The organism is Pseudomonas sp. 14P5.3.2 (genome assembly GCF_057799175.1).
In genome coordinates this window covers 155,260-173,336 of the sequence record NZ_JBYOKU010000001.1, presented here as the reverse complement: position 1 = coordinate 173,336, position 18,077 = coordinate 155,260, and the positions used below count along the sequence as shown (strand labels likewise).

Genomic DNA, 18,077 nt, shown 5'->3' with positions numbered 1-18,077 from the left:
TACAACTGATAAAGGCTTATCAGTTGTAAGCCACTGTGAAGTTGGCAACGCTGTCAGCTTCACCGGTAGTGACGGTGGCCGCCGTCGCTTCGTACATGGCAGCAAACGAAACGGTGTTGTTGCCGTTCTGCAGAACTACCGGAGCCACTTGTTCTTTACCGTTGTCGAGCATTTCGCCAGCACTGGCCTGCAGGCGGATGCCGACGTTCTGTGCCAGACCGGTAGTAGCGAACAGCTCTGGAACGGTTGGATCCTGCACACCGGTGAAGGTGAAACGGGCGTTTTTCTGAGTCGAGGTATCGCACTCGGTCAGAACGATGTCGAACTTCTCAGGACTCGAACGATCGCCGATTGCCTTGAAGGTGTTGGCAGGTACCTGACCCAGTGGAACGGTCTGGTCCAGGGAGTTGGCATCGATACCGCACGCGCCGGAAACGATCTCACCGGTGAAGCGAATAGTGCCCGGGTTGCCAGTAGGCGGAGTGGCGGCGTTCGCCAAGGAAGCCAGACCCATTACAACGGTAGCGGCAGTAACAACGACAATCTTTTTCATGACTGAATCTCGATGGGATAGTTATTTTTGAAACAACTACTCGCCCTTCTGAGTTCGCACCTGAAATACATTGAAAACACACCGTCGATTGTTTGACTTGTAACGGTCGATGCTGACAGCGAATCTTTCAGGGCGACGAAATGACGAGTACTTCGTTCCGCTGAAAATGATCGCTGACAGCCACTGGCGAACATGTAGGATTCGTCACTGCAAACTGTAGGAAATTTCCCGCTTAACCTGCCCGGGCCGGTGCACGTCCGGGTATGCGTCTATAGTCAAACCCGTGGCAACACCTCTTCAGGCGTTTCTGAATCCTGTTGAAAAAAACATCATTCAAAACAGGTGCGGCAGTCCTTCTCCCTGAGAAAAAAATGAACAATAAAACGCCCATCGAGAAGCCTGCGGTTGTCAGCCACGGTTCATGGGTAAAAAAACTCGGACCCGGGCTTATCACGGGGGCGGCGGATGATGATCCCAGCGGGATCGCCACCTACTCGCAAGCCGGCGCACAATTCGGCTTGAATACCCTCTGGACCCTGTTTTTGACGTTTCCGTTGATGGTTGGCATTCAGATCATCAGTGCCAGGATCGGTCGCGTCAGCGGGCATGGGCTGGCGACCAATATTCGAAGGCATTACCCTCGCCCGTTGTTGTTCGGGATCGTCGCGCTGTTGATGTTTGCCAATACCATCAATATCGCAGCGGACATCGCCGCCATGGGGGCGGCACTGAAGCTGTTGATCGGTGGATCGCCGCACTTCTATGCCGTTGGCTTCGGCATCGTGTCCCTGCTGCTACAGGTGTTCATTCCCTATAAGCGTTATGTGCGCGTACTCAAGTGGCTGACCCTGGTGCTGCTGGCCTATGTGGGGATCGTGTTTGCCGTGCACATTCCCTGGGGCCAGGTCGTTGAGCACACCGCCTGGCCTCAGCTGTCGTGGAAACCGGCGTACATCACCATCGTGGTGGCCATTTTTGGCACGACCATCAGCCCTTATCTGTTTTTCTGGCAGGCATCCCAGGAAGTCGAAGAACTGGAGGCCGATCCGCAGGCGCAGTCACTGATCGATGCGCCAAACCAGGCAAAAGCCAATTTCACCCGCATCAACACCGACACGCTGATCGGCATGGGGATCTCGAATATCGTCGCGTTTTTCATCATGCTGACCACCGCTGTCACCCTGCACCTGCATGGCCTCACGGACATCCAGACGTCCGAGCAGGCCGCGAGTGCCTTGCGACCGATTGCCGGCGAGTTCGCCTTCTGGTTGTTCAGCGCCGGCATCATTGGCACAGGACTACTGGCGGTTCCCGTCCTGGCAGGTTCTGCGGCGTACGCCGTCGCCGGAACATTTCACTGGCGCAACAGCCTGTCGGCCAAACCCCTGGCCGACAAAGCGTTTTACAGCATCATCGCGGCGTCGACCTTATTGGGTGTGTTGATCTGCTTTGCGCCGATTGACCCGATCAAGGCGTTGCTGTGGAGCGCTGTCGTCAACGGGGTGATTGCAGTGCCGATCATGTTCATCATGATGTTGATGGCATCGCACCCGAAGATCATGGGCTCCTTCGTCATTGCGCCCGGGCTTAAAGTTCTGGGCTGGAGTTGCACGGCGGCGATGGCGGTCGTGGTCATCGGCATGTTCTGGGGCCTGTTTGCAGCGTAGCGCCTGGGTATCCGCGTTATTCGCAGTGGGGATGGCGAAGCTGATCGGCATTGATGCGCATCCATTGCGCCAGCGAGTCCAGCGTCCCTTGCAGAGTGCTCCCCAGAGCCGTGATCCGGTATTCCACCCGGGGCGGTACCTGCGCGAAAACCGTGCGCGTCACCAGCCCGCGTTGTTCAAACAGGCGCAACTGGCGCGTCAGTTCCTTCTGGGTGATGGGCGCCACCGCACGCTGCAGATCACTGAAGCGCACAGGGCAGTCCAGCACGATCAGCCGGTACAGGATCGGAATGGCCCACTTGCCGGAAATCAGATTGACGAAATCAACCATCGGGCAGCCCGAGGGCGGTTTCAGCGGCAAATCGTTGGCGCCTGGCAGCGGTTGTTCAGTGTTCATGAGGATCAACTCCGTCCCTTGGTATGCAAAAGGTGCCTACTGGTCAAAGGATACTAATGCTCTGAGAATGGCTATCCAACCCGTTGCAGAGGCGCAAGATATGTCGAGGCTGAAGAACAAATTCGCGTTGATCACTGGCGGCACCTCCGGCATCGGCCTGGAAACCGCACGCCAGTTTGTGCTGGAAGGCGCGACAGTCGCAGTCACTGGACGCAGCGCAAGTGCCTTGCAGGCTGTCACGCACGAACTGGGCGATACCGTTCTCGCGATCCAGAGCGATGCGGGTGACAGCATTGGCCAACAGACGCTGGCGCGCAAACTCGCCGGGGTCTGGCCGCGGCTGGACGTGCTGTTCGTCAACGCCGGCGACGTCACTCACCGCTCTATCGAGGATTGGGACGAAGCGGCATGGGATCAGCTCATGCAGATCAACCTCAAGGGCCCGTTCTTTCTGATCCAGGCGCTGATGCCATTACTGGCCAATCCATCCTCGGTGATCCTCTGCGGTTCCGTCAGTGCCAGGATCGGTCTTGCACAAAGCAGCGCGTACGCCGCCAGCAAGGCCGGGCTGCTGTCACTGGCGCGCACGCTTTCCGGCGAACTGATCCAGCGAGGCATTCGCGTCAATGGCCTCAGCCCCGGCCCTACTGAAACGGCGGCGCTGGACAAACTCGGCTTGCCTGCCGCCGAGCAGCAGGCGTTGCGCGAGCGGATTCGCCAACTGGTGCCGATCGGACGCATGGGAACCCCGTGGGAACTGGCAAAAGCTGCCGTTTACCTGGCCTCTGATGAATCGGCTTACGTGGTCGGGACCGAATTGCTGGTGGACGGCGGCGTCGGCAATTTGTGATTGAAACCAGCGCCCGCAGACGTCATTCAGAAATCATAACGCGCGGTCATTCCCAGGGTTCGCGGCGTACCCAGCACGCCGGTATACGCACCGTTGGGTGAGTTCCACAGCGTTGTGTAGTACGTCTTGTCGAAGACGTTTTTCAGCCACAGCGAAACGTCCCACTGCCCCCTGCCCCAGTCGCCACGCACACCGGTGGCGACGTTCACCAGGCCGTATCCCGGCAACTGACCTTGCGCTGAGTCATCCACTGTGCCGACTGCATGGGAACGCCACGCGTAGCTACCGCTGACGTAGGGCTGCAAGCCGTCGTCCAGATTCCACTGGTACGCGGCGTTGCTGTTGAAGATCCATTTCGACGCGCCCACCACGGCATGCCCGCTCAGATCGCAGGCCGCCGGCGCCCCCGGACGCAAGGCGATCTCGGCCGGGCATGGGGCATCCTCGTAAGACAGATAACGCACATCGTTCCATGATCCATTGAGGTTGATCGTCAGGCCCCGCAGCGGGCGCCAACTGCTGTCGAGTTCCAGCCCGCGACTGCGTACCGAGCCGGCATTGGTCAGATAGCTGGTCAGATTGACGTCGTCGTAGGCATTGGTCTGATAGCCATGCACCACCGTCCAGAACAGGTTGGCGTTGAGCAACAGGCGTTGATCGAGCAACGTGGTTTTGATGCCCAGCTCGGCGTCGTTGGCCCTTTCGCTGCCGATCAACAATGAGTCGGCACCGGCGACCGGGGCACTGGCGACGCTGAGGTTCACACCACCCGACTTTTCGCCGTGGGACAGCGACGCATAGCCCAGCACCTGATCGTTCACATGCCACGCGAGGCTTGCCAGTGCCGATGGGCTGAAACTGTACAGGCTCAAGTCACCGGAATCGTAAGCGCCGACCCTTCCGGCCCGGGCACCCGCTGCGGCGCCGCTGACCGGACTGCCGCCCAAAGGCGCGTTGCGGGTGACCTCTGCCAGCTTGCGCTCATACGTGCCGCGCAGGCCCAAAGTGAAATCCAGGCGAGGGGTCAAATGCCAGGTGCCCTGAGCAAATGTGGCGAAGCTGTCGGTATCGACATTGCCATGCCCTACGCTGGTGACGTTGTTCAATGCACCTTGCGGGGTGCCGTTCCAGGTATCTGCCAGAGGGCCGTAGTCGGTGAAAACGCTGTTGTTCATTTCCTGACGGAAGTAGTAAGCACCGAGCACATAGTCGAAATGTTCCCCCACCGGGGAGGCCAGTCGCAGCTCCTGCGAGTACTGTTTATCGCGAGCGGACTGCCCGACGTTGTGCATCACATCAACGTTGAGTTCGTCATCATTGCGCGGGGTGAAATCCCACCACCGATAAGCGCTGATCGACGTCAGCGTGTAGCCATCAGGCAGATTCCAGTTCGCCTCCAGCGAAGTCCCGCCCTGAAACACCTTGACGCTCTGATCGGCGTTCAGATTGACCCGGCGACCGCTGACCAGCGTTGCCCCGACCGCCGCTGCACGCTGTTCGTAGCGGTTGACGCCATTGATGGTCGGCCCGGTGCTGAACAACGAACGTGTGCCGGCGCTGGAATCCTCTTCGTGATAATCAGCCAGCCAGCGCAGATTGAAGTCCTCGTTGGGTTGGAACAGCAACTGCCCACGCGCGCCCTGACGAACGCCGCCGCCCAGCGTGTGCCCGTCGTACTCGTTGTTCACGTAGCCGTTGTCATGAGTGCGATAAACCGCAAGGCGCCCCGCCAACGTGTCATTGAGCGGTCCGGAAAAACTCGCCTGATTTTGCGTGTAGCCATCCTCGCCCACCGAGGTGGAGAGGCTGCCTTGCGGCGTAAACGATGGGCGGCGCGTGGTGATGTTTAGCACCCCGGCCGTGGTGTTCTTGCCAAACAAGGTGCCCTGCGGGCCGCGCAGTAACTCGATCTGCTCGACATCCAGCAAATCGAACACTGCCATGCCGGGACGGCCGAGATAGACGTTGTCCAGGTAGATGCCGGCGCTGCCCTCCAGGCCGTCGCTGGCCGGGTTGTTGCCCAAGCCGCGAATCGACAGGCTCGATTGCCGCGCGTGCATGAACGCGACGTTGACGCTGGGCATCGCCTGCTGCAAATCCTGCAAGCGATACAAGCGCTGTTCCTCGAGGGTTTGTGCGCCGAGCACGCTCATCGCCGTGGGCACTTGCTGGGCATCTTCGCTGCGGCGTCGGGCCTCAACCGTGACCGTCTGCAGCACATCGGAATTGGCCGGCAGGTCATTGGCCGTTGCCGGCGAAAACGGCATCAGGGAGAACAGGCTCAGTGCGCCAGCGTTAAAGGTGCGCGAATAAAGAAGATTCATCGGTGGTTCCTGGAGCGGCCTCAAGCCGCTCTTCGAGAGGAGTCGATACTTCGCTGCGCGTGGCTTGCGTGAGCGTGATCGTTGCGGTGGGTTGAGTGGGTGTTCAGTCACGCAGCCAGGGAAGGTCCTGGCGCTGATAACGGTGCGCACGGAATATCGCGTTGTTCTCGCCCGGCAAGTAGCGGCGCGATGGCGCATCGGGATAGCTGGCGAAGTGCGGATTGACGTATTCCCACACCACTTCGCCGGCCCGGGTGACTTCGAACAACCGACCGAAGTTGGCCTCGGTCACCAGCGTGTTGCCGTTGTGCAGACGTTGCGCGCCGCCCATGAACGGCGTGAAGAACGCGTAGCCCGGCGTGTCGGCGTATTGCCATTCGATGCGTTGGGTGGCCGGGTTGATTTCCACAATGCGCGAGTGCGGCATGCTGACGTGGGGGCGGAAGATGCCGTTGTCGAACACCAGAACATTGCCGTTTTCCAGTTCGCTCGGGCAATGCTGTTGCGCGACCAGATCGTGCCCCAGACGCCACAGCACTTCACCGCTGCCACGTTGCACGGCAATCACTGAGGAAACGCTGCGCAGGCTGAGAATCACCTTGCCGTCGCGCCCCGGCGTCACGGCGTTGGTCATCGGCCAGTGATGACGCTCAAAGCATTCGTGCAACGGGTAATCCTCGGGGCGCAGGTGCTCCCAACTGCGCCACTCCCAGACCACGTTGCCCTGGCGGTCGACCTCCTTGACCACATCGGCATAGATCACCCCGCCCGGCGCCTCGCTGCCGGGAATACCACCGAGCACACGCCGGGCCAGCTCCGCACTCAAGGGCTCGGCGGTGGTGTACAGCAGGTGGCCGTTGTCCAGCCATTGCGCGTCGTGGTGATGCAGCAGATCGGTGTGCTCCCAGACCACCTCGCCTTCGGGGGTGACTTCGCTGAACGCACCGCCATGCCACACCGACCAGCCCGGAAACAGGTCCGGCGAATCCGGATGGTTACCGTTGTAGCCAAGGTTGCCGTTGCGCAGGATCACTGCGTCGCGCCCCGGGCGCTGAGGCAGTTTCCAGCGATGGACGATCTCGCCGTCAAGGTCGATCAAAAACACCTGGCCGTCCGCCGTTTGCGGGGCGAACAAGGTGTAGCCGCCGGCACTGCGGGCATGATCGACAGCGATCAGACCGGTCTTCTGGCGTTTGAGCGTGGTGGTTTGCACAGCAGGCATAGCTTTTCTCCAGACGTGTAAGCCCCGGCCGCCAGCGCAGCAGCACGGTGAACGGGGCATGAAAAAAGGGATTCAGGGCGTGGGCAGCACGCGGTTGAAGCGGTCGTCGAACATTTGCTCGACCTGCAGCGGATGCGGGATCAGGCGTTCGGTGGCAAACATGTCCGCCAGACGCTGCTGCGAGGCAATGACTGAAGGCTCAATTCGCACGTACCGCAAGTTCTGATGAGCGAGCATTTCACGCACCAGCTCGACGGGAAGCCGCGTGGTTTGCGCGAACACCCGGGCCCAGTCTTCGGGATGGGCCGTGGCCCAGTTCTGAGCACGGGCCAGCCTGGCCAGCAGATCACTCACCTGCCCTGCGCGCTCGGGATCATCCAGTGCAGGCTGGCTGGCAACGGTGAAGTTCAGACCGGTTTCCGGCCAGGCGCTGCCATCAAGCAGAATTCGCGCTCCCCGCGAAGTCGCCTGACCGACGAAGGGATACCACACCGACCAGGCATCGAGTTTGCCGCCGGCAAAAGCGTTCTGCGCGTCCACCGGGCTGACATAGGCAATGCTCACCTCACGCGGTGTGAGGCCGGCCTGATGCAGCGCGGCCAACAACAGATAATGGCCGCTGGTGCCTTTGGCAACTGCGATTCGCTTGCCTCTGAGGTCAGCCACGCTGCGCACCTCGGAGCCTTCGGGCACCAACAGCGCATTGTTGTTTTGCGCACCGCTGGCCACGCCGATGATCCGTACCGCGTAGCCGCCGGCCTGGGCAAACACTGGCGGCGCGTTACCCACCACACCGACGTCGATCGCAGCGGCGCTCAGCGCTTCGAGCAGCGTGGTTCCGGCCAGAAACGGATGCCACGACAACCCGTAGGCCAGATCCTGATCCTCGCCCGCCGCGTGCAGCAATGCCTGAATCAAACCGCTCTGATCGCCCATCTTCAACGGCCCGGCGATGGCAGAAACTGCCGGGGTCAGCAACAACGCGGCGCAGCACAGCAGCGCTTTCAGGCGCGCGGTAAGCGGATGCTTGGCAGCAGCAGTTTTTATCGGCATTGTCGCGCTCTCACTTGTGCATTGATTTCAGTATGTCGAGGCCCGCCGTGCCGCTCCATGCCAAACACCCCTCCTTTGCTGCCATGTCGGACATCCCGCGCACCGTCGTGGTATTGGCGTTCGATGATCTGCTGTTGCTCAATGCGGCGGGGCCGCTTGAGGTGTTTGCCGCTATACCGCGAGTGCTGGCCGGAGACTTCACGGCAAATCCGCCCTATCGGTTGCTGGTCGCTTCACCGCAGGGTGGCCAGGTCATGTCGATCTCGGGCATTACCGTGACGACCTGTTCACTTGAGCAGATCGACCAGATGGCTGCCTTGATCGACACGTTGATCGTCGCGGGCGGCCCCGGCATGGCCGCGCTGGAAGCCGACCAGCAAGCCTGCGACTGGTTGCGCCGTCGCGCTCCAGACATCCGCCGCCTCTGTTCGATCGGTACCGGCAGCTTTGCCCTCGCCGCCGCGGGACTGCTGGACGGCCGCAAGGTCGTGACCCACTGGAAGTTCGCCGATGAGTTGCAGGCGCGTTATCCGTCGGTGCAATGCCAAACCGATGCGCTTTACCTGCATGACGGCAACCTCTGGACCTGCGGTGGTGCCACGGCGGGTATCGACCTGGCGCTCGGCCTGGTCGAACAGGATCTGGGCGCCCACGCGGCGTTGGCGCTGGCGCGCTACTTCACGGTGTTTTTGTGGCGCAGCGCCGAGCAACCGCAACTCAGTGCTTCACTCAACGCCCAGTCCAAGGCGCTGCGCACCGATCCGGATGTGCGGCTGGCACGTTTGCATGGCTGGATTGCGGCGAATCTGAACGGCGATTTGCGCGTGGAGCGGCTGGCCGAACAGTTCGGCATGAGCCCGCGGCACTTTGCTCGCGCCTATGTCGCCGCGACCGGTGAGACACCGGCGCAAGCCGTGGAGAACCTGCGCCTGGAGGCGGCGACCTGGTTGCTCAAGACCACCCGCGAGCCGATCAAGCGAATCGCCGAAACCGTTGGCTTTGGCCGGGAAGAACGCATGCGCCGAGCCTTTCAGAAGCATTTGGGCTGCAGCCCTAACGCTTATCGCAGTCAGACCAATGCCCCGCTGGCCGGGCCTCGGCAAACGAACACCGTGACAATCGCCCTGGAAGGGCTGGCCCGTTAGGTTTTCAGTGGGTCTTGTCAGTGCTGCAGCGCATAACGCCGGCAATGCTCCAGATAGCCTTTTTCATGATTGCCGACCAACTGCACGACACTGGTCCACAACCACGACGGCGCATCCAGGGTCTTCGAGCGACACGCTTGCAGCTCGCGCATCCACGAAGCCCGTGTGCTCATGTCCATCTGCCGGGCATGGGCCAGCCCCACAACTCGGGCCAGATACCCGGCGGCGAGCATCGCGTCGGTCTGGCTCAACTGATCCAGTTCCAGTTTCATGTCCTGAGGCAGCAGTTCGCGGATGAAGAAGCCATGGTCGAGCACGCGGGTGGCGATCATCCGGTTGCCCAGGCCTGGCGAGAGAAAGCGCGCACCTTCGACTACGCGTTTGCCGTTGTCGCGAGGCATCGCGGCGCGGGCTACACGAGGTGCGGCGGCGGCAACTGCCTCCTTGATATCCAGCAGGCAATATTCCTGATCGTCGCCCTCGCCCACACCCAGCAACACCGCATAACGCTTGAGCCCCAGCGAGCTGCAGCCTTTGACCCAGTAGGCCGAATCGAGCATTTTCACGCTGTCATCCTTGGAGCGGCCCTTCAATGACGTCACCAGCGTGTGCAGATCCGGGGTGGCGCTAAGGGTCTTCAGCGCGCTGCGCTCTTCGCGTGACAGCGACCAGAAATGCTTGCCCAGCGGAATGGTCGGCTTGGTGTTCTCGATGCGTTCCTGCGCCAGATGCTTCCACGTGCGCTGCACGGCGCTGCGCATACCGGCCTTCACTTGCGCGGGTCTTGGCGGCTCTTTATCGACGTCGTCTTCAAACGCCTGCTCGTAGCCGCGCATCATCTCTTCCAACATGCGCGCGGTGGCGACGCCGGGCAGATCCGAGCCACGGGCGGCGGTGGCCAGGGACAGCGCCAGGCGTACCAGATCATGCGCCGGGTTGCCGATCACCGTTTGATCAAGGTCGCGGATGTGGATGTCGATGCGTCCCTTCAAATCCCCCGTCGGCCCCAGATTTCCGGCGTGACAATCGCCGCAGATCCACACCGCCGGGCCCTGCGGCAGGCTGCGCCCGGGCTGGCTGTGCAACCACTGGTAAAACTGCACCGTGCTGCCGCGAACGTAAGCGTGGGCGGAGCGAGCCATTTTCAAATTACGCAGTTGCGACAGCGGTTCAAGACGAGCGGAGGGCCGTGGGGTTTTCATGGACGCTTCTTGCAGAGAATGTGTCCTGTTGACCGCTCGTCATGGTCAAATGTTTCAATATATTACAAAGGCAATTCAACTCGAGCCCGCAAGCCACCGCTGCTGCGATTGCTCAACGTCAGTTCGCCGCCCTGCTCGCGCACAATCGCCCGCGCCGCCGACAACCCGAGCCCGACACCACCGGTTTCACGGTTGCGCGAAGTTTCCAGGCGGAAAAACGGATCGAACACCCGCTGCAACGACGCTTCGGGAATCCCCGGCCCATCGTCGCTGACGTCGATGCAGACGCTGTAGCCGTCACTGCTCAGAGCGATAGCCGGCTGCTGCGCGTACTTCTCGGCGTTTTCCAGCAGGTTGACGATCACCCGCTTGATCCCCAGCGGCCGGCCCTGGTAGACCAGATGCGCCGGGCCGCTGAAGTCAATGTCGATGTTCTGGTCGCGGTAGTCGTCGATGATGGTCTGCAGCAACTCCGAGAGGTCGAACGCGGTGCTTTGCTCCGGCTGAGTGTCTTCACGAAAGAACGCCAGTGCCGCGTTGATCATCGACTGCATTTCTTCGATGTCGCGGATCAGTTTGCTCTGGTGATCGAGATCCTCCATGAACTCGCTGCGCAGGCGCATGCGGGTCAACGGTGCACGCAAATCGTGGGAAATCGACGCCAACATGTGCGTGCGCTCGCTGATGTAGTGCTGAATCTGCGCCTGCATGGTGTTGAACGCGATGATTGCCTGGCGGATCTCGTCCGGGCCTTCGATTTTGATCGGCGGCGCGCGCAGATCACCGCCAAAGCGGCGGGCGGCGCTGGCGAAACGCTGCAGCGGCTTGGCCAGTTGCTGCGTGGCAAGCCAGGCCACCAGCACGGTGGCGATCAGGCCCAAAGCGATGATGATTGCGATGCGCGTGCCGATGTCCAGGCCCCAGGAGCGCTCGGGCGAGGAGAACAGCAGCCAGCTGGCATCCGGCAGTTGAATCAGCGCCGCGTACCGAGCCAGAGGGCTGCCGCTCGGCCAGTCAGCGGGATTGAACACCCGAATGTCTCGCTCATCGCCCAACAACTGATGCAACCCGGACGTTTTGTTGGCGATGAGCTGCGTGCCACCCGAGGGCAATCCGAGTTCGTCGCGGTGCGCACTCCAGGTCACCTCCTGCGTCGGGCCGTTTGCCGCGTGCGCCAGTTTCGGGCGTAAAGGCGCCGGTGCAGCCTCGATCACTTTGACGGTCGCGGCAATCTGCTCCAGCAACCCGGTGCGTTCAATCGGTGGCCGCGCCCAGGTCCCGGCAACCTCCACGAACAGGAAATTGAGTGCCAGCGAAGCGAGCATGGCGGCAACGATGGTCAGCGCGATCCGCCGACTCAGCGGATCACGGCGCAGGAATCGACGGATCATGAACGAGTGACCTTGGCGGTAAACATGTAACCACCGTTGCGCACGGTGCGGATCAGGTCCGGGCGTTTGCTGTCCGGCTCGATCTTGCGGCGCAGGCGGCTGACCTGCACGTCGATGCTGCGATCAAAGGCGTCGTGGCCCTGACCGCGAGACAAGTCGATCAGTTGCTCGCGGGTGAGGATGCGCTGCGGGTGTTCGAGAAACACCACCAGCAGATCGAACTCGCCACCGGACAGCGGAATCATCACGTTTTCCGGGGAGCGCAGCTCGCGACAGGTGATATCCAGATGCCAACCGGCGAAGGCGATCACCGGCCGTGACGGCTCGCTCGCGGGGCTGACCTGCTCACCGGCGCGACGCTGCACGGCGCGCAGGCGAGCCAGCAATTCACGCGGGGCGAACGGTTTGGTGACGTAGTCATCGGCGCCCAGTTCGAGGCCGACAATCCGGTCGCTCAACTCGCCCATGGCGGTCAGCATGATGATCGGAATGCCCATCTGCGCGCGCACTTTCTGGCACAGGCTCAGGCCACCTTCGCCGGGCAGCATCAGGTCGAGAATGATCGTGTCCGGTCGCTGCTGGGCAATTGCCGCCCACATCGCTGCGCCGTCGGCGGCGACATCGACCTCGTAGGCGTGCTGGACGAAGAACTTCTTCAGCAGGGCGAGAATTTCCACGTCATCGTCGACGATCAGCAGTCTGCTCACGGGCACAGGATCCTCAGGCCAAAAAAGAACGCATCTAAAACTATTCTGGCGGGCGGGTCATATATTTCAATCGAGCAACATTCCGTCGCCCCGGACATCAAGCGGACATGCAGCGGCAAAACCCCTTTGGCACCCTGCACGCCATCGACAACCGGGGGCATTCAATGAGCGCATTGCACAACCGTTATACCGCCGAGGGCCACGACGCCCGCTATCCGTTGATTCTCAGCCAGCGCACCACCGCGCCTGAGCAGGATACGCCGCTGTTGTTCCAGGAGTTTTGCCTGGGGCTGGCGAACGACCAGAGCCGGGTTGTCCTGCGCCGCTATTTCGAGCAGTACGGCCCCAGCGATTCGCAATGGGTGGAGTACGTGCATTCGATTCCGACCGCCGACCTGATCCACTGGATCATGACCCACGGCAAACTGCACATCGAGTGTTCGGACAATACCCCGTCGGCCGGGCAAGGATTGGCCCGATGAGAAGTCATTGCCTGATGACCTTGCTCTGCACCGCGTCCTTGAGCATGTCGGCCTGCAGCAATAAAAAGGTCGAACCCGAGAAGCCTCGCGGTTTTCTGCGTGACTACAGCGTGCTGAGCGAACGCCAGTCGCCTTCAGGGCAGCCTGTTCTGAGCTGGGTCAGCCCGGCATTGGCCCGGGGGCGTTACACTCAGGTGTACCTGGCGCCCAGCCAGATTTACCCCAAGACCGAGCCGACTCAACGGATTCCGCTCAGCACGCTTTCCGGTGTGACCGATTACTACGACGCGGCCCTGCGGCTCGAACTGGGCAAGGTGGCACAACTGGTATCCAGGCCAGGCCCGAATACGCTGACCGTCAGACCGGCGATCACCCGGGTGGCCGCCAGCACCCAGGGCCTGCGCTTTTATGAATGGCTACCGGTGACGCTGGTCGCTGCGGGTGTGAGCACCGCCACCGGCATTCGCGATCAGGACAGCGAAATCACCACCGAAGTCTCCTTCGAAGACGGCTCGACCGGCGAAGTGGTCGCCGAAGTCGTGGGCAAAGGCACCGGAATGCCACTGGAAAACGACAAGCAGGTGCTGACTGCCGATGACGTCAAGGCTGTTCTCGATGGTTGGGCCGGCGACCTGGGCCAGGCATACCTGGCGATCCGCCGCTAGACATTTTGTGGCGAGGGAGCTTGCTCCCGCTGGACTGCATAGCAGTCCTCCTCAACAGCGGGGCCGCTTCGCGCCCCAGCGGGAGCAAGCTCCCTCGCCACAGTTCATTCGTTGGGTCGGGAGTATCTTTCAGTCGTTTGCAATCGTTGAATCCACTCATGTTCGGGATGCAACCGAGCCAGATGTTGCACCAGCCATTGCCGGTCTTCGCGAGATAAATTCGGCAATGCCTGACTGAAATCGGTTTGATCCTTGGGACGCGTGTATTTGGCCTTGAACAGCAGAATCGCCGCAGGCCTGAGATAGGGAGTCCCCGTATCACTCAGTGCCACCATCGCCGCGCGTGGATAGACAATCGACGGATCTCTTTTATAGACCCACGTATCGGTCGTGCCAGATTCAAGCATCAGATCTACTCGCCAGACATGGGCAACGGCATCATATCCCCACACCTGAAAAATCTCCGCGCCTGGCGTCTGCCCCACTGGTAAAAACGCCAGTTCACCGGCCCGGACGGTATAGAAGTCCAGCTCGGCCAGCGCTTGCCGGAAGCGCTGAAAGTCGTCCCGCAGGAGGGTGAACTCCAGATCGCTGTGCGCACGGGTTGGCCGGCCCAGCCATAAATCCAGCGCCCATCCGCCCACCACGCACCACGGGCGCGAGACGTGTTTCAGGCGTTGCGCCAATTGCTCGGGCGTCCACGGCTGCCATGCTTGTTGATCCGGTACGCTCATGCGCCCTGCTCCTTGTTCGCCACCAGTCGGCCTCGGCATTTTAATCAGCTAGCCTTGGTTTCTGTGACTGAAGAAATTCAGCAAGGAGCTGCCATGTTCAAGTTCATCAAAACCACCGTGATTGGCGGGTTGCTGTTCATTCTGCCCCTGGTGCTGATTTTCGTCCTGCTGGAAAAAGCCATTCACCTGTTGCGTGGTCCCGTGGAAAAACTGCTGCCGATGTTTGCCGGGCACGACATTGCCGGCGTGACCCTGATCACGCTGGCTACGTTATTCGGCTTGATTGTGCTGTGTTTTCTCGCCGGGCTGCTGGCCCGGACTTCGACGGCGGCACGAGCGATTGAAGCCACCGGCGACAAGGTGTTGAGCAACCTGCCCGGCTACCAGTTGCTCAAGGACACCACTGCGCGGTTTGCGGGGATGGAGACTCCCGACGGTGCGAAGGTCGGCATGATTGCCGAAGAACAAGGCTGGCGTCTGTGTCTGGTGGTGGAGAGCGTCGGCGACTGGATGACGGTGTACATGCCGGATGGCGGAACGGCCGGTGGCACGGCTGGCGAAGTGCGCTTGCTGCACGCCTCTGAGGTGATCATGACCGAACTGTCGTGGCTGACCCTCGCGGCCGGACTGCGTCGTGGCGGACGTGGGTTGCTGCAACAGATGCAACAGTGGTTGCCGAAAGGCTCGTAGAACCCTCCGTCCATTGCGCAACGGAGGGTTCAGGTCAGACCGCTGCGCTTATTGCGGCAGCTTGTCTACCGGACCGCAGCCACCAATGATTTTCGAGACCGAAACCGAAGGGTGGAACAGGTAATCGTAAGTGCAATTCTTCGGTTGGTTGTAGACCTGGCCGGTGCAGCCCGACAGCAGTGCGACGCCGGTGACAACAGTGATGGCGATCGTTGCCTTGAAAATGCTTTTCATACTGGATTCCTATAATTGTCGATGCGCCGCCTTCATGGCGGCTCAATTACTGACGCCCATCTGCAAGCTGCATATGGGAGTCACTGCTGCCCCACCCGGTCTGGCCAGGTGAGTTGCAGCAGAGGAATGTTGAGGGGCGCGCGGGTTTAGCGTCTGTAGGCCTTTTCCCAAGATGCATTCAATGCGCGAGCATGCCGTGACACAGCAGACTCAGAACACCACGCATGTGTTCGGCGTGTGCAGCCCGATCCGGCTCAGGCTCGGTCGCCAGACGAATGAACGCCAGGTTCGCGTACTGATTGAACAGCGTTGCCGCCACGTCGATATCGACCGACTCGCGCACTTTGCCGAGAGTCTGGAAGTGCACCAGCAACGCCTTGGTTTCCTCGATCACCGCCGCATTCCACGGCTCCAGGGCCTGCGCCAGTTCGCCGGAAAACAGAAACGGCGCCAGTTCCCGCCAGAGTGATGCCGGCATGGCCTGCAACTGGTAACGGGTCATCAGCCCTTCGAACTCGCACAACGCCTCCAGTGGATCGCTGTCGTCATCCAGATTGGCCCGGGCGTCGCGCATCGCCTGCTCGTCCGGTTGCTTGAGCAACGCCAGCAAAATCTCCTGTTTGCCGCCGAAATAGTTGACCACCGTCGGCGCGGAAACCCCGGCCTGATTGGCGATCTGCTCCAGCGTGGTAGCGCCGAAGCCGTTGCTGATGAACAGCTCCAGCGCTGCTTGCGCAATGACTTCCCTGCGCTGTTCCTTTTGCCGTTCTCTGAGCCCGCTCATGGTGCTGGTGTCCTGTGTTGCTGATGGGCGTCAGCCTACGGATTTCTTTTTTCACCGACAAATATTTTCTTTACAAAAATATTTTTAAGTGACAAATATTGGCCGTGCACCGCTGGAATGAACGCGCACCCACTTGCCCCGTTTCTCTGGAGAACCGCCATGTCCGCCGAATTCGACCCGACCCGCAGCACCCGCGATTACCAGGCCGCTGACGCCGCCCACCACATTCACGCGTTCGTCGACCAGAAGGCCCTCAACGAGGAAGGCCCGCGGGTGATGGTCAGCGGTGATCGCCTGGCGCTGTGGGACAACGACGGCAATCGCTATCTGGACGGCATGTCCGGCCTGTGGTGCACCAACCTCGGTTACGGGCGCAAGGATCTGGCCGCCGCTGCCACCGCGCAGCTGCAACAACTGCCCTACTACAACATGTTCTTCCACACCACTCACCCGCAGGTGATCGAGCTCTCCGAGCTGCTGTTCAGCCTGTTGCCCAAGCACTACAGCCACGCGATCTATACCAACTCCGGTTCCGAAGCCAACGAAGTGCTGATCCGCACCGTGCGCAAGTTCTGGCAGGTGATGGGCCAGCCCGAGAAGAAAATCATGATCGGCCGCTGGAACGGCTACCACGGCTCGACCCTGGCCGCGACAGCGCTGGGCGGCATGAAATTCATGCACGAGATGGGCGGCACCATCCCCGACGTCGCGCACATCGACGAACCGTACTGGTTCGCCCACGAAGGCAACCTCAGTCCGGAGGAGTTCGGCCTGCAAGCGGCGCGGCAACTGGAAGACAAGATCCTCGAACTGGGCGCCGACAAAGTCGCTGCGTTTGTTGCCGAACCGTTCCAGGGCGCTGGCGGCATGATTATTCCGCCCGCCACCTATTGGCCGGAAATTCAGCGCATCTGCCGTAAGTACGACGTGCTGCTGTGCGCCGACGAAGTCATCGGCGGTTTCGGCCGCACTGGCGAATGGTTCGCGCACCAGGCCTTCGGTTTTGAACCGGACACCCTGTCCATCGCCAAAGGCCTGACTTCCGGCTACATCCCTATGGGTGGGCTGATTCTGTCGCGGCGCATGGCCGAGGCGCTGGTGGAAAAAGGCGGCGTGTTCGCCCACGGCCTGACCTACTCCGGCCACCCGGTGGCGGCTGCGGTGGCCATCGCCAACCTCAAGGCCTTGCGCGATGAAGGCGTGGTCACTCAGGTGAAAAACGACACCGGCCCGTACCTGCAGAACTGCCTGCGTGAGGTGTTCGGCAACCATCCGCTGGTGGGTGAGGTTCAGGGTGTCGGGCTGGTGGCGGCATTGCAGTTCGCCGAAGACAAAGCCACCCGCAAGCGCTTTGCCAACGAGAACGACATCGCCTGGCGCTGCCGCACCATTGGTTTTGAGGAAGGCTTGATCATTCGTTCGACGCTGGGGCGGATGATCATGGCCCCGGCGCTGATCGCCACGCGGGCGGAACTGGATGAACTGGTCGACAAGACGCGGATCGCGGTGGATCGCACAGCGCGCGAGTATGGCGTGTTGTAACCCGAAACCCATTACCCATTGCCCATTGCCCATTGTGGGAGTCGTCGCACCGCCGCTCCCACAGGGGATTTGTGCTGCGCTAAACAGCCTTGTTTAAGCAACACTTGCAGACACTCTCGCAGCCTACACATCCTTGCGTCGTTGCCTACGGCTACGCCAGAATCCGCCGGCTTGTGCGCTTTGGAGCGGGTCTCTATCGTTTCCGGGTCGCTGACTCATTCAGCGATCGGGTTTAGCGACTCGGGTTCAAATAGGCGCACTCAGCATTTCAAGCTTCATTACAGATTCCGTGTCTGTGATTTCGCTATGGTGGCTGTATGCGGGAGACCTCCGGGTCTACCGGGTGCCTATTTCCGGTTCGCTAACCCGCGTACAGCCGCCACCCTTACCTGTTTAGCGACGGGTTATGGCGGCTCCATTGCTAATAGGAGCTTC

At 61.0% G+C, this 18,077-nt stretch carries 18 protein-coding genes; 7 read left to right on the top strand and 11 right to left on the bottom strand.

Features of this window, described 5'->3' with window-relative positions:
- Positions 1–19 precede the first annotated feature (19 nt).
- Complete coding sequence (locus AC27VU_RS00765; RefSeq protein WP_103483453.1) at positions 20–553, bottom strand: fimbrial protein; 534 nt, start codon at positions 551–553, stop codon at positions 20–22.
- A gap of 371 nt (positions 554–924) precedes the next feature.
- On the opposite strand from AC27VU_RS00765, the gene AC27VU_RS00760 reads away from it, so the two are divergent.
- The gene (locus AC27VU_RS00760; RefSeq protein WP_488723158.1) at positions 925–2,220 is read left to right on the top strand and encodes an NRAMP family divalent metal transporter; all 1,296 of its coding nucleotides are present in this window, start codon (positions 925–927) and stop codon (positions 2,218–2,220) included.
- A 16-nt stretch (positions 2,221–2,236) separates the two neighbouring features.
- Here AC27VU_RS00760 and AC27VU_RS00755 read toward each other — a convergent pair whose 3' ends face one another.
- Entirely contained in the window at positions 2,237–2,617 is a 381-nt protein-coding gene (locus tag AC27VU_RS00755) for a winged helix-turn-helix transcriptional regulator (protein WP_400496590.1), read from the bottom strand.
- Between the two features lie 100 nt (positions 2,618–2,717).
- On the opposite strand from AC27VU_RS00755, the gene AC27VU_RS00750 reads away from it, so the two are divergent.
- Positions 2,718–3,467, top strand: coding sequence for an SDR family oxidoreductase (locus AC27VU_RS00750; RefSeq protein WP_488723157.1), 750 nt, complete (start codon positions 2,718–2,720; stop codon positions 3,465–3,467).
- A gap of 26 nt (positions 3,468–3,493) precedes the next feature.
- Here the strand turns inward: AC27VU_RS00750 and AC27VU_RS00745 are convergent, their stop codons facing one another.
- From AC27VU_RS00745 to AC27VU_RS00735, 3 genes are all read right to left on the bottom strand, one after another.
- Complete coding sequence (locus tag AC27VU_RS00745) at positions 3,494–5,734, bottom strand: TonB-dependent receptor (RefSeq protein WP_488723275.1); 2,241 nt, start codon at positions 5,732–5,734, stop codon at positions 3,494–3,496.
- 160 nt (positions 5,735–5,894) lie between these two features.
- Positions 5,895–7,013 carry an aryl-sulfate sulfotransferase gene (locus AC27VU_RS00740; RefSeq protein WP_488723156.1) on the bottom strand — a complete coding sequence of 373 codons (1,119 nt, stop codon included), beginning with the start codon at positions 7,011–7,013 and terminating at the stop codon, positions 5,895–5,897.
- A gap of 72 nt (positions 7,014–7,085) precedes the next feature.
- Positions 7,086–8,066: an ABC transporter substrate-binding protein gene (locus tag AC27VU_RS00735; protein ID WP_488723155.1), complete on the bottom strand. Its 981-nt coding sequence runs from the start codon at positions 8,064–8,066 to the stop codon at positions 7,086–7,088.
- Positions 8,067–8,098: 32 nt separating this feature from the next.
- Between AC27VU_RS00735 and AC27VU_RS00730 the strand changes: the two genes are divergently transcribed.
- Positions 8,099–9,211, top strand: a complete 1,113-nt coding sequence (locus tag AC27VU_RS00730) for a GlxA family transcriptional regulator (protein WP_045122456.1) — start codon at positions 8,099–8,101, stop codon at positions 9,209–9,211.
- 17 nt (positions 9,212–9,228) lie between these two features.
- Here the strand turns inward: AC27VU_RS00730 and AC27VU_RS00725 are convergent, their stop codons facing one another.
- From AC27VU_RS00725 to AC27VU_RS00715, 3 genes are all read right to left on the bottom strand, one after another.
- Positions 9,229–10,413 (bottom strand): DUF2252 family protein, encoded by a 1,185-nt coding sequence (locus tag AC27VU_RS00725; RefSeq protein WP_103483459.1) that lies wholly within the window; start codon positions 10,411–10,413, stop codon positions 9,229–9,231.
- A 62-nt stretch (positions 10,414–10,475) separates the two neighbouring features.
- Positions 10,476–11,804 carry an ATP-binding protein gene (locus AC27VU_RS00720; protein WP_488723154.1) on the bottom strand — a complete coding sequence of 443 codons (1,329 nt, stop codon included), beginning with the start codon at positions 11,802–11,804 and terminating at the stop codon, positions 10,476–10,478.
- Positions 11,801–12,511, bottom strand: a complete 711-nt coding sequence (locus tag AC27VU_RS00715) for a response regulator (RefSeq protein WP_027614282.1) — start codon at positions 12,509–12,511, stop codon at positions 11,801–11,803. The genes AC27VU_RS00720 and AC27VU_RS00715 overlap by 4 nt, the downstream gene beginning before the upstream one ends.
- 164 nt (positions 12,512–12,675) lie before the next feature.
- Between AC27VU_RS00715 and AC27VU_RS00710 the strand changes: the two genes are divergently transcribed.
- Positions 12,676–12,993, top strand: a complete 318-nt coding sequence (locus AC27VU_RS00710) for a hypothetical protein (protein ID WP_488723153.1) — start codon at positions 12,676–12,678, stop codon at positions 12,991–12,993.
- Positions 12,990–13,658 (top strand): DUF3313 domain-containing protein, encoded by a 669-nt coding sequence (locus tag AC27VU_RS00705; RefSeq protein WP_262141821.1) that lies wholly within the window; start codon positions 12,990–12,992, stop codon positions 13,656–13,658. The genes AC27VU_RS00710 and AC27VU_RS00705 overlap by 4 nt, the downstream gene beginning before the upstream one ends.
- Before the next feature lie 104 nt (positions 13,659–13,762).
- On the opposite strand, the gene AC27VU_RS00700 is transcribed toward AC27VU_RS00705, so the two are convergent.
- Positions 13,763–14,392 (bottom strand): nucleotidyltransferase domain-containing protein, encoded by a 630-nt coding sequence (locus tag AC27VU_RS00700; protein WP_488723152.1) that lies wholly within the window; start codon positions 14,390–14,392, stop codon positions 13,763–13,765.
- A 93-nt stretch (positions 14,393–14,485) separates the two neighbouring features.
- Here AC27VU_RS00700 and AC27VU_RS00695 point away from each other — a divergent pair, with 93 nt between their 5' ends.
- Positions 14,486–15,082, top strand: coding sequence for a DUF502 domain-containing protein (locus AC27VU_RS00695; RefSeq protein WP_488723151.1), 597 nt, complete (start codon positions 14,486–14,488; stop codon positions 15,080–15,082).
- A gap of 48 nt (positions 15,083–15,130) precedes the next feature.
- Here AC27VU_RS00695 and AC27VU_RS00690 read toward each other — a convergent pair whose 3' ends face one another.
- Both AC27VU_RS00690 and AC27VU_RS00685 read right to left on the bottom strand, forming a co-directional pair.
- The gene (locus AC27VU_RS00690) at positions 15,131–15,316 is read right to left on the bottom strand and encodes a YhfL family protein (RefSeq protein ID WP_003224965.1); all 186 of its coding nucleotides are present in this window, start codon (positions 15,314–15,316) and stop codon (positions 15,131–15,133) included.
- A 178-nt stretch (positions 15,317–15,494) separates the two neighbouring features.
- Complete coding sequence (locus AC27VU_RS00685) at positions 15,495–16,100, bottom strand: TetR/AcrR family transcriptional regulator (RefSeq protein ID WP_045122457.1); 606 nt, start codon at positions 16,098–16,100, stop codon at positions 15,495–15,497.
- Positions 16,101–16,259: 159 nt separating this feature from the next.
- Between AC27VU_RS00685 and AC27VU_RS00680 the strand changes: the two genes are divergently transcribed.
- Complete coding sequence (locus AC27VU_RS00680; RefSeq protein ID WP_488723150.1) at positions 16,260–17,642, top strand: aspartate aminotransferase family protein; 1,383 nt, start codon at positions 16,260–16,262, stop codon at positions 17,640–17,642.
- The last annotated feature ends 435 nt before the right edge of the window (positions 17,643–18,077 follow it).

What these genes read in the sequence shown, in the direction of transcription:
- AC27VU_RS00765 (WP_103483453.1), bottom strand. Translation starts at nt 553, where the DNA reads ATGAAAAAGATTGTCGTTGTTACTGCCGCTACCGTTGTAATGGGTCTG.
- AC27VU_RS00760 (WP_488723158.1), top strand. Translation starts at nt 925, where the DNA reads ATGAACAATAAAACGCCCATCGAGAAGCCTGCGGTTGTCAGCCACGGT.
- AC27VU_RS00755 (WP_400496590.1), bottom strand. Translation starts at nt 2,617, where the DNA reads ATGAACACTGAACAACCGCTGCCAGGCGCCAACGATTTGCCGCTGAAA.
- AC27VU_RS00750 (WP_488723157.1), top strand. Translation starts at nt 2,718, where the DNA reads ATGTCGAGGCTGAAGAACAAATTCGCGTTGATCACTGGCGGCACCTCC.
- AC27VU_RS00745 (WP_488723275.1), bottom strand. Translation starts at nt 5,734, where the DNA reads ATGCCGTTTTCGCCGGCAACGGCCAATGACCTGCCGGCCAATTCCGAT.
- AC27VU_RS00740 (WP_488723156.1), bottom strand. Translation starts at nt 7,013, where the DNA reads ATGCCTGCTGTGCAAACCACCACGCTCAAACGCCAGAAGACCGGTCTG.
- AC27VU_RS00735 (WP_488723155.1), bottom strand. Translation starts at nt 8,066, where the DNA reads ATGCCGATAAAAACTGCTGCTGCCAAGCATCCGCTTACCGCGCGCCTG.
- AC27VU_RS00730 (WP_045122456.1), top strand. Translation starts at nt 8,099, where the DNA reads ATGTCGAGGCCCGCCGTGCCGCTCCATGCCAAACACCCCTCCTTTGCT.
- AC27VU_RS00725 (WP_103483459.1), bottom strand. Translation starts at nt 10,413, where the DNA reads ATGAAAACCCCACGGCCCTCCGCTCGTCTTGAACCGCTGTCGCAACTG.
- AC27VU_RS00720 (WP_488723154.1), bottom strand. Translation starts at nt 11,804, where the DNA reads ATGATCCGTCGATTCCTGCGCCGTGATCCGCTGAGTCGGCGGATCGCG.
- AC27VU_RS00710 (WP_488723153.1), top strand. Translation starts at nt 12,676, where the DNA reads ATGAGCGCATTGCACAACCGTTATACCGCCGAGGGCCACGACGCCCGC.
- AC27VU_RS00705 (WP_262141821.1), top strand. Translation starts at nt 12,990, where the DNA reads ATGAGAAGTCATTGCCTGATGACCTTGCTCTGCACCGCGTCCTTGAGC.
- AC27VU_RS00700 (WP_488723152.1), bottom strand. Translation starts at nt 14,392, where the DNA reads ATGAGCGTACCGGATCAACAAGCATGGCAGCCGTGGACGCCCGAGCAA.
- AC27VU_RS00695 (WP_488723151.1), top strand. Translation starts at nt 14,486, where the DNA reads ATGTTCAAGTTCATCAAAACCACCGTGATTGGCGGGTTGCTGTTCATT.
- AC27VU_RS00690 (WP_003224965.1), bottom strand. Translation starts at nt 15,316, where the DNA reads ATGAAAAGCATTTTCAAGGCAACGATCGCCATCACTGTTGTCACCGGC.
- AC27VU_RS00685 (WP_045122457.1), bottom strand. Translation starts at nt 16,100, where the DNA reads ATGAGCGGGCTCAGAGAACGGCAAAAGGAACAGCGCAGGGAAGTCATT.
- AC27VU_RS00680 (WP_488723150.1), top strand. Translation starts at nt 16,260, where the DNA reads ATGTCCGCCGAATTCGACCCGACCCGCAGCACCCGCGATTACCAGGCC.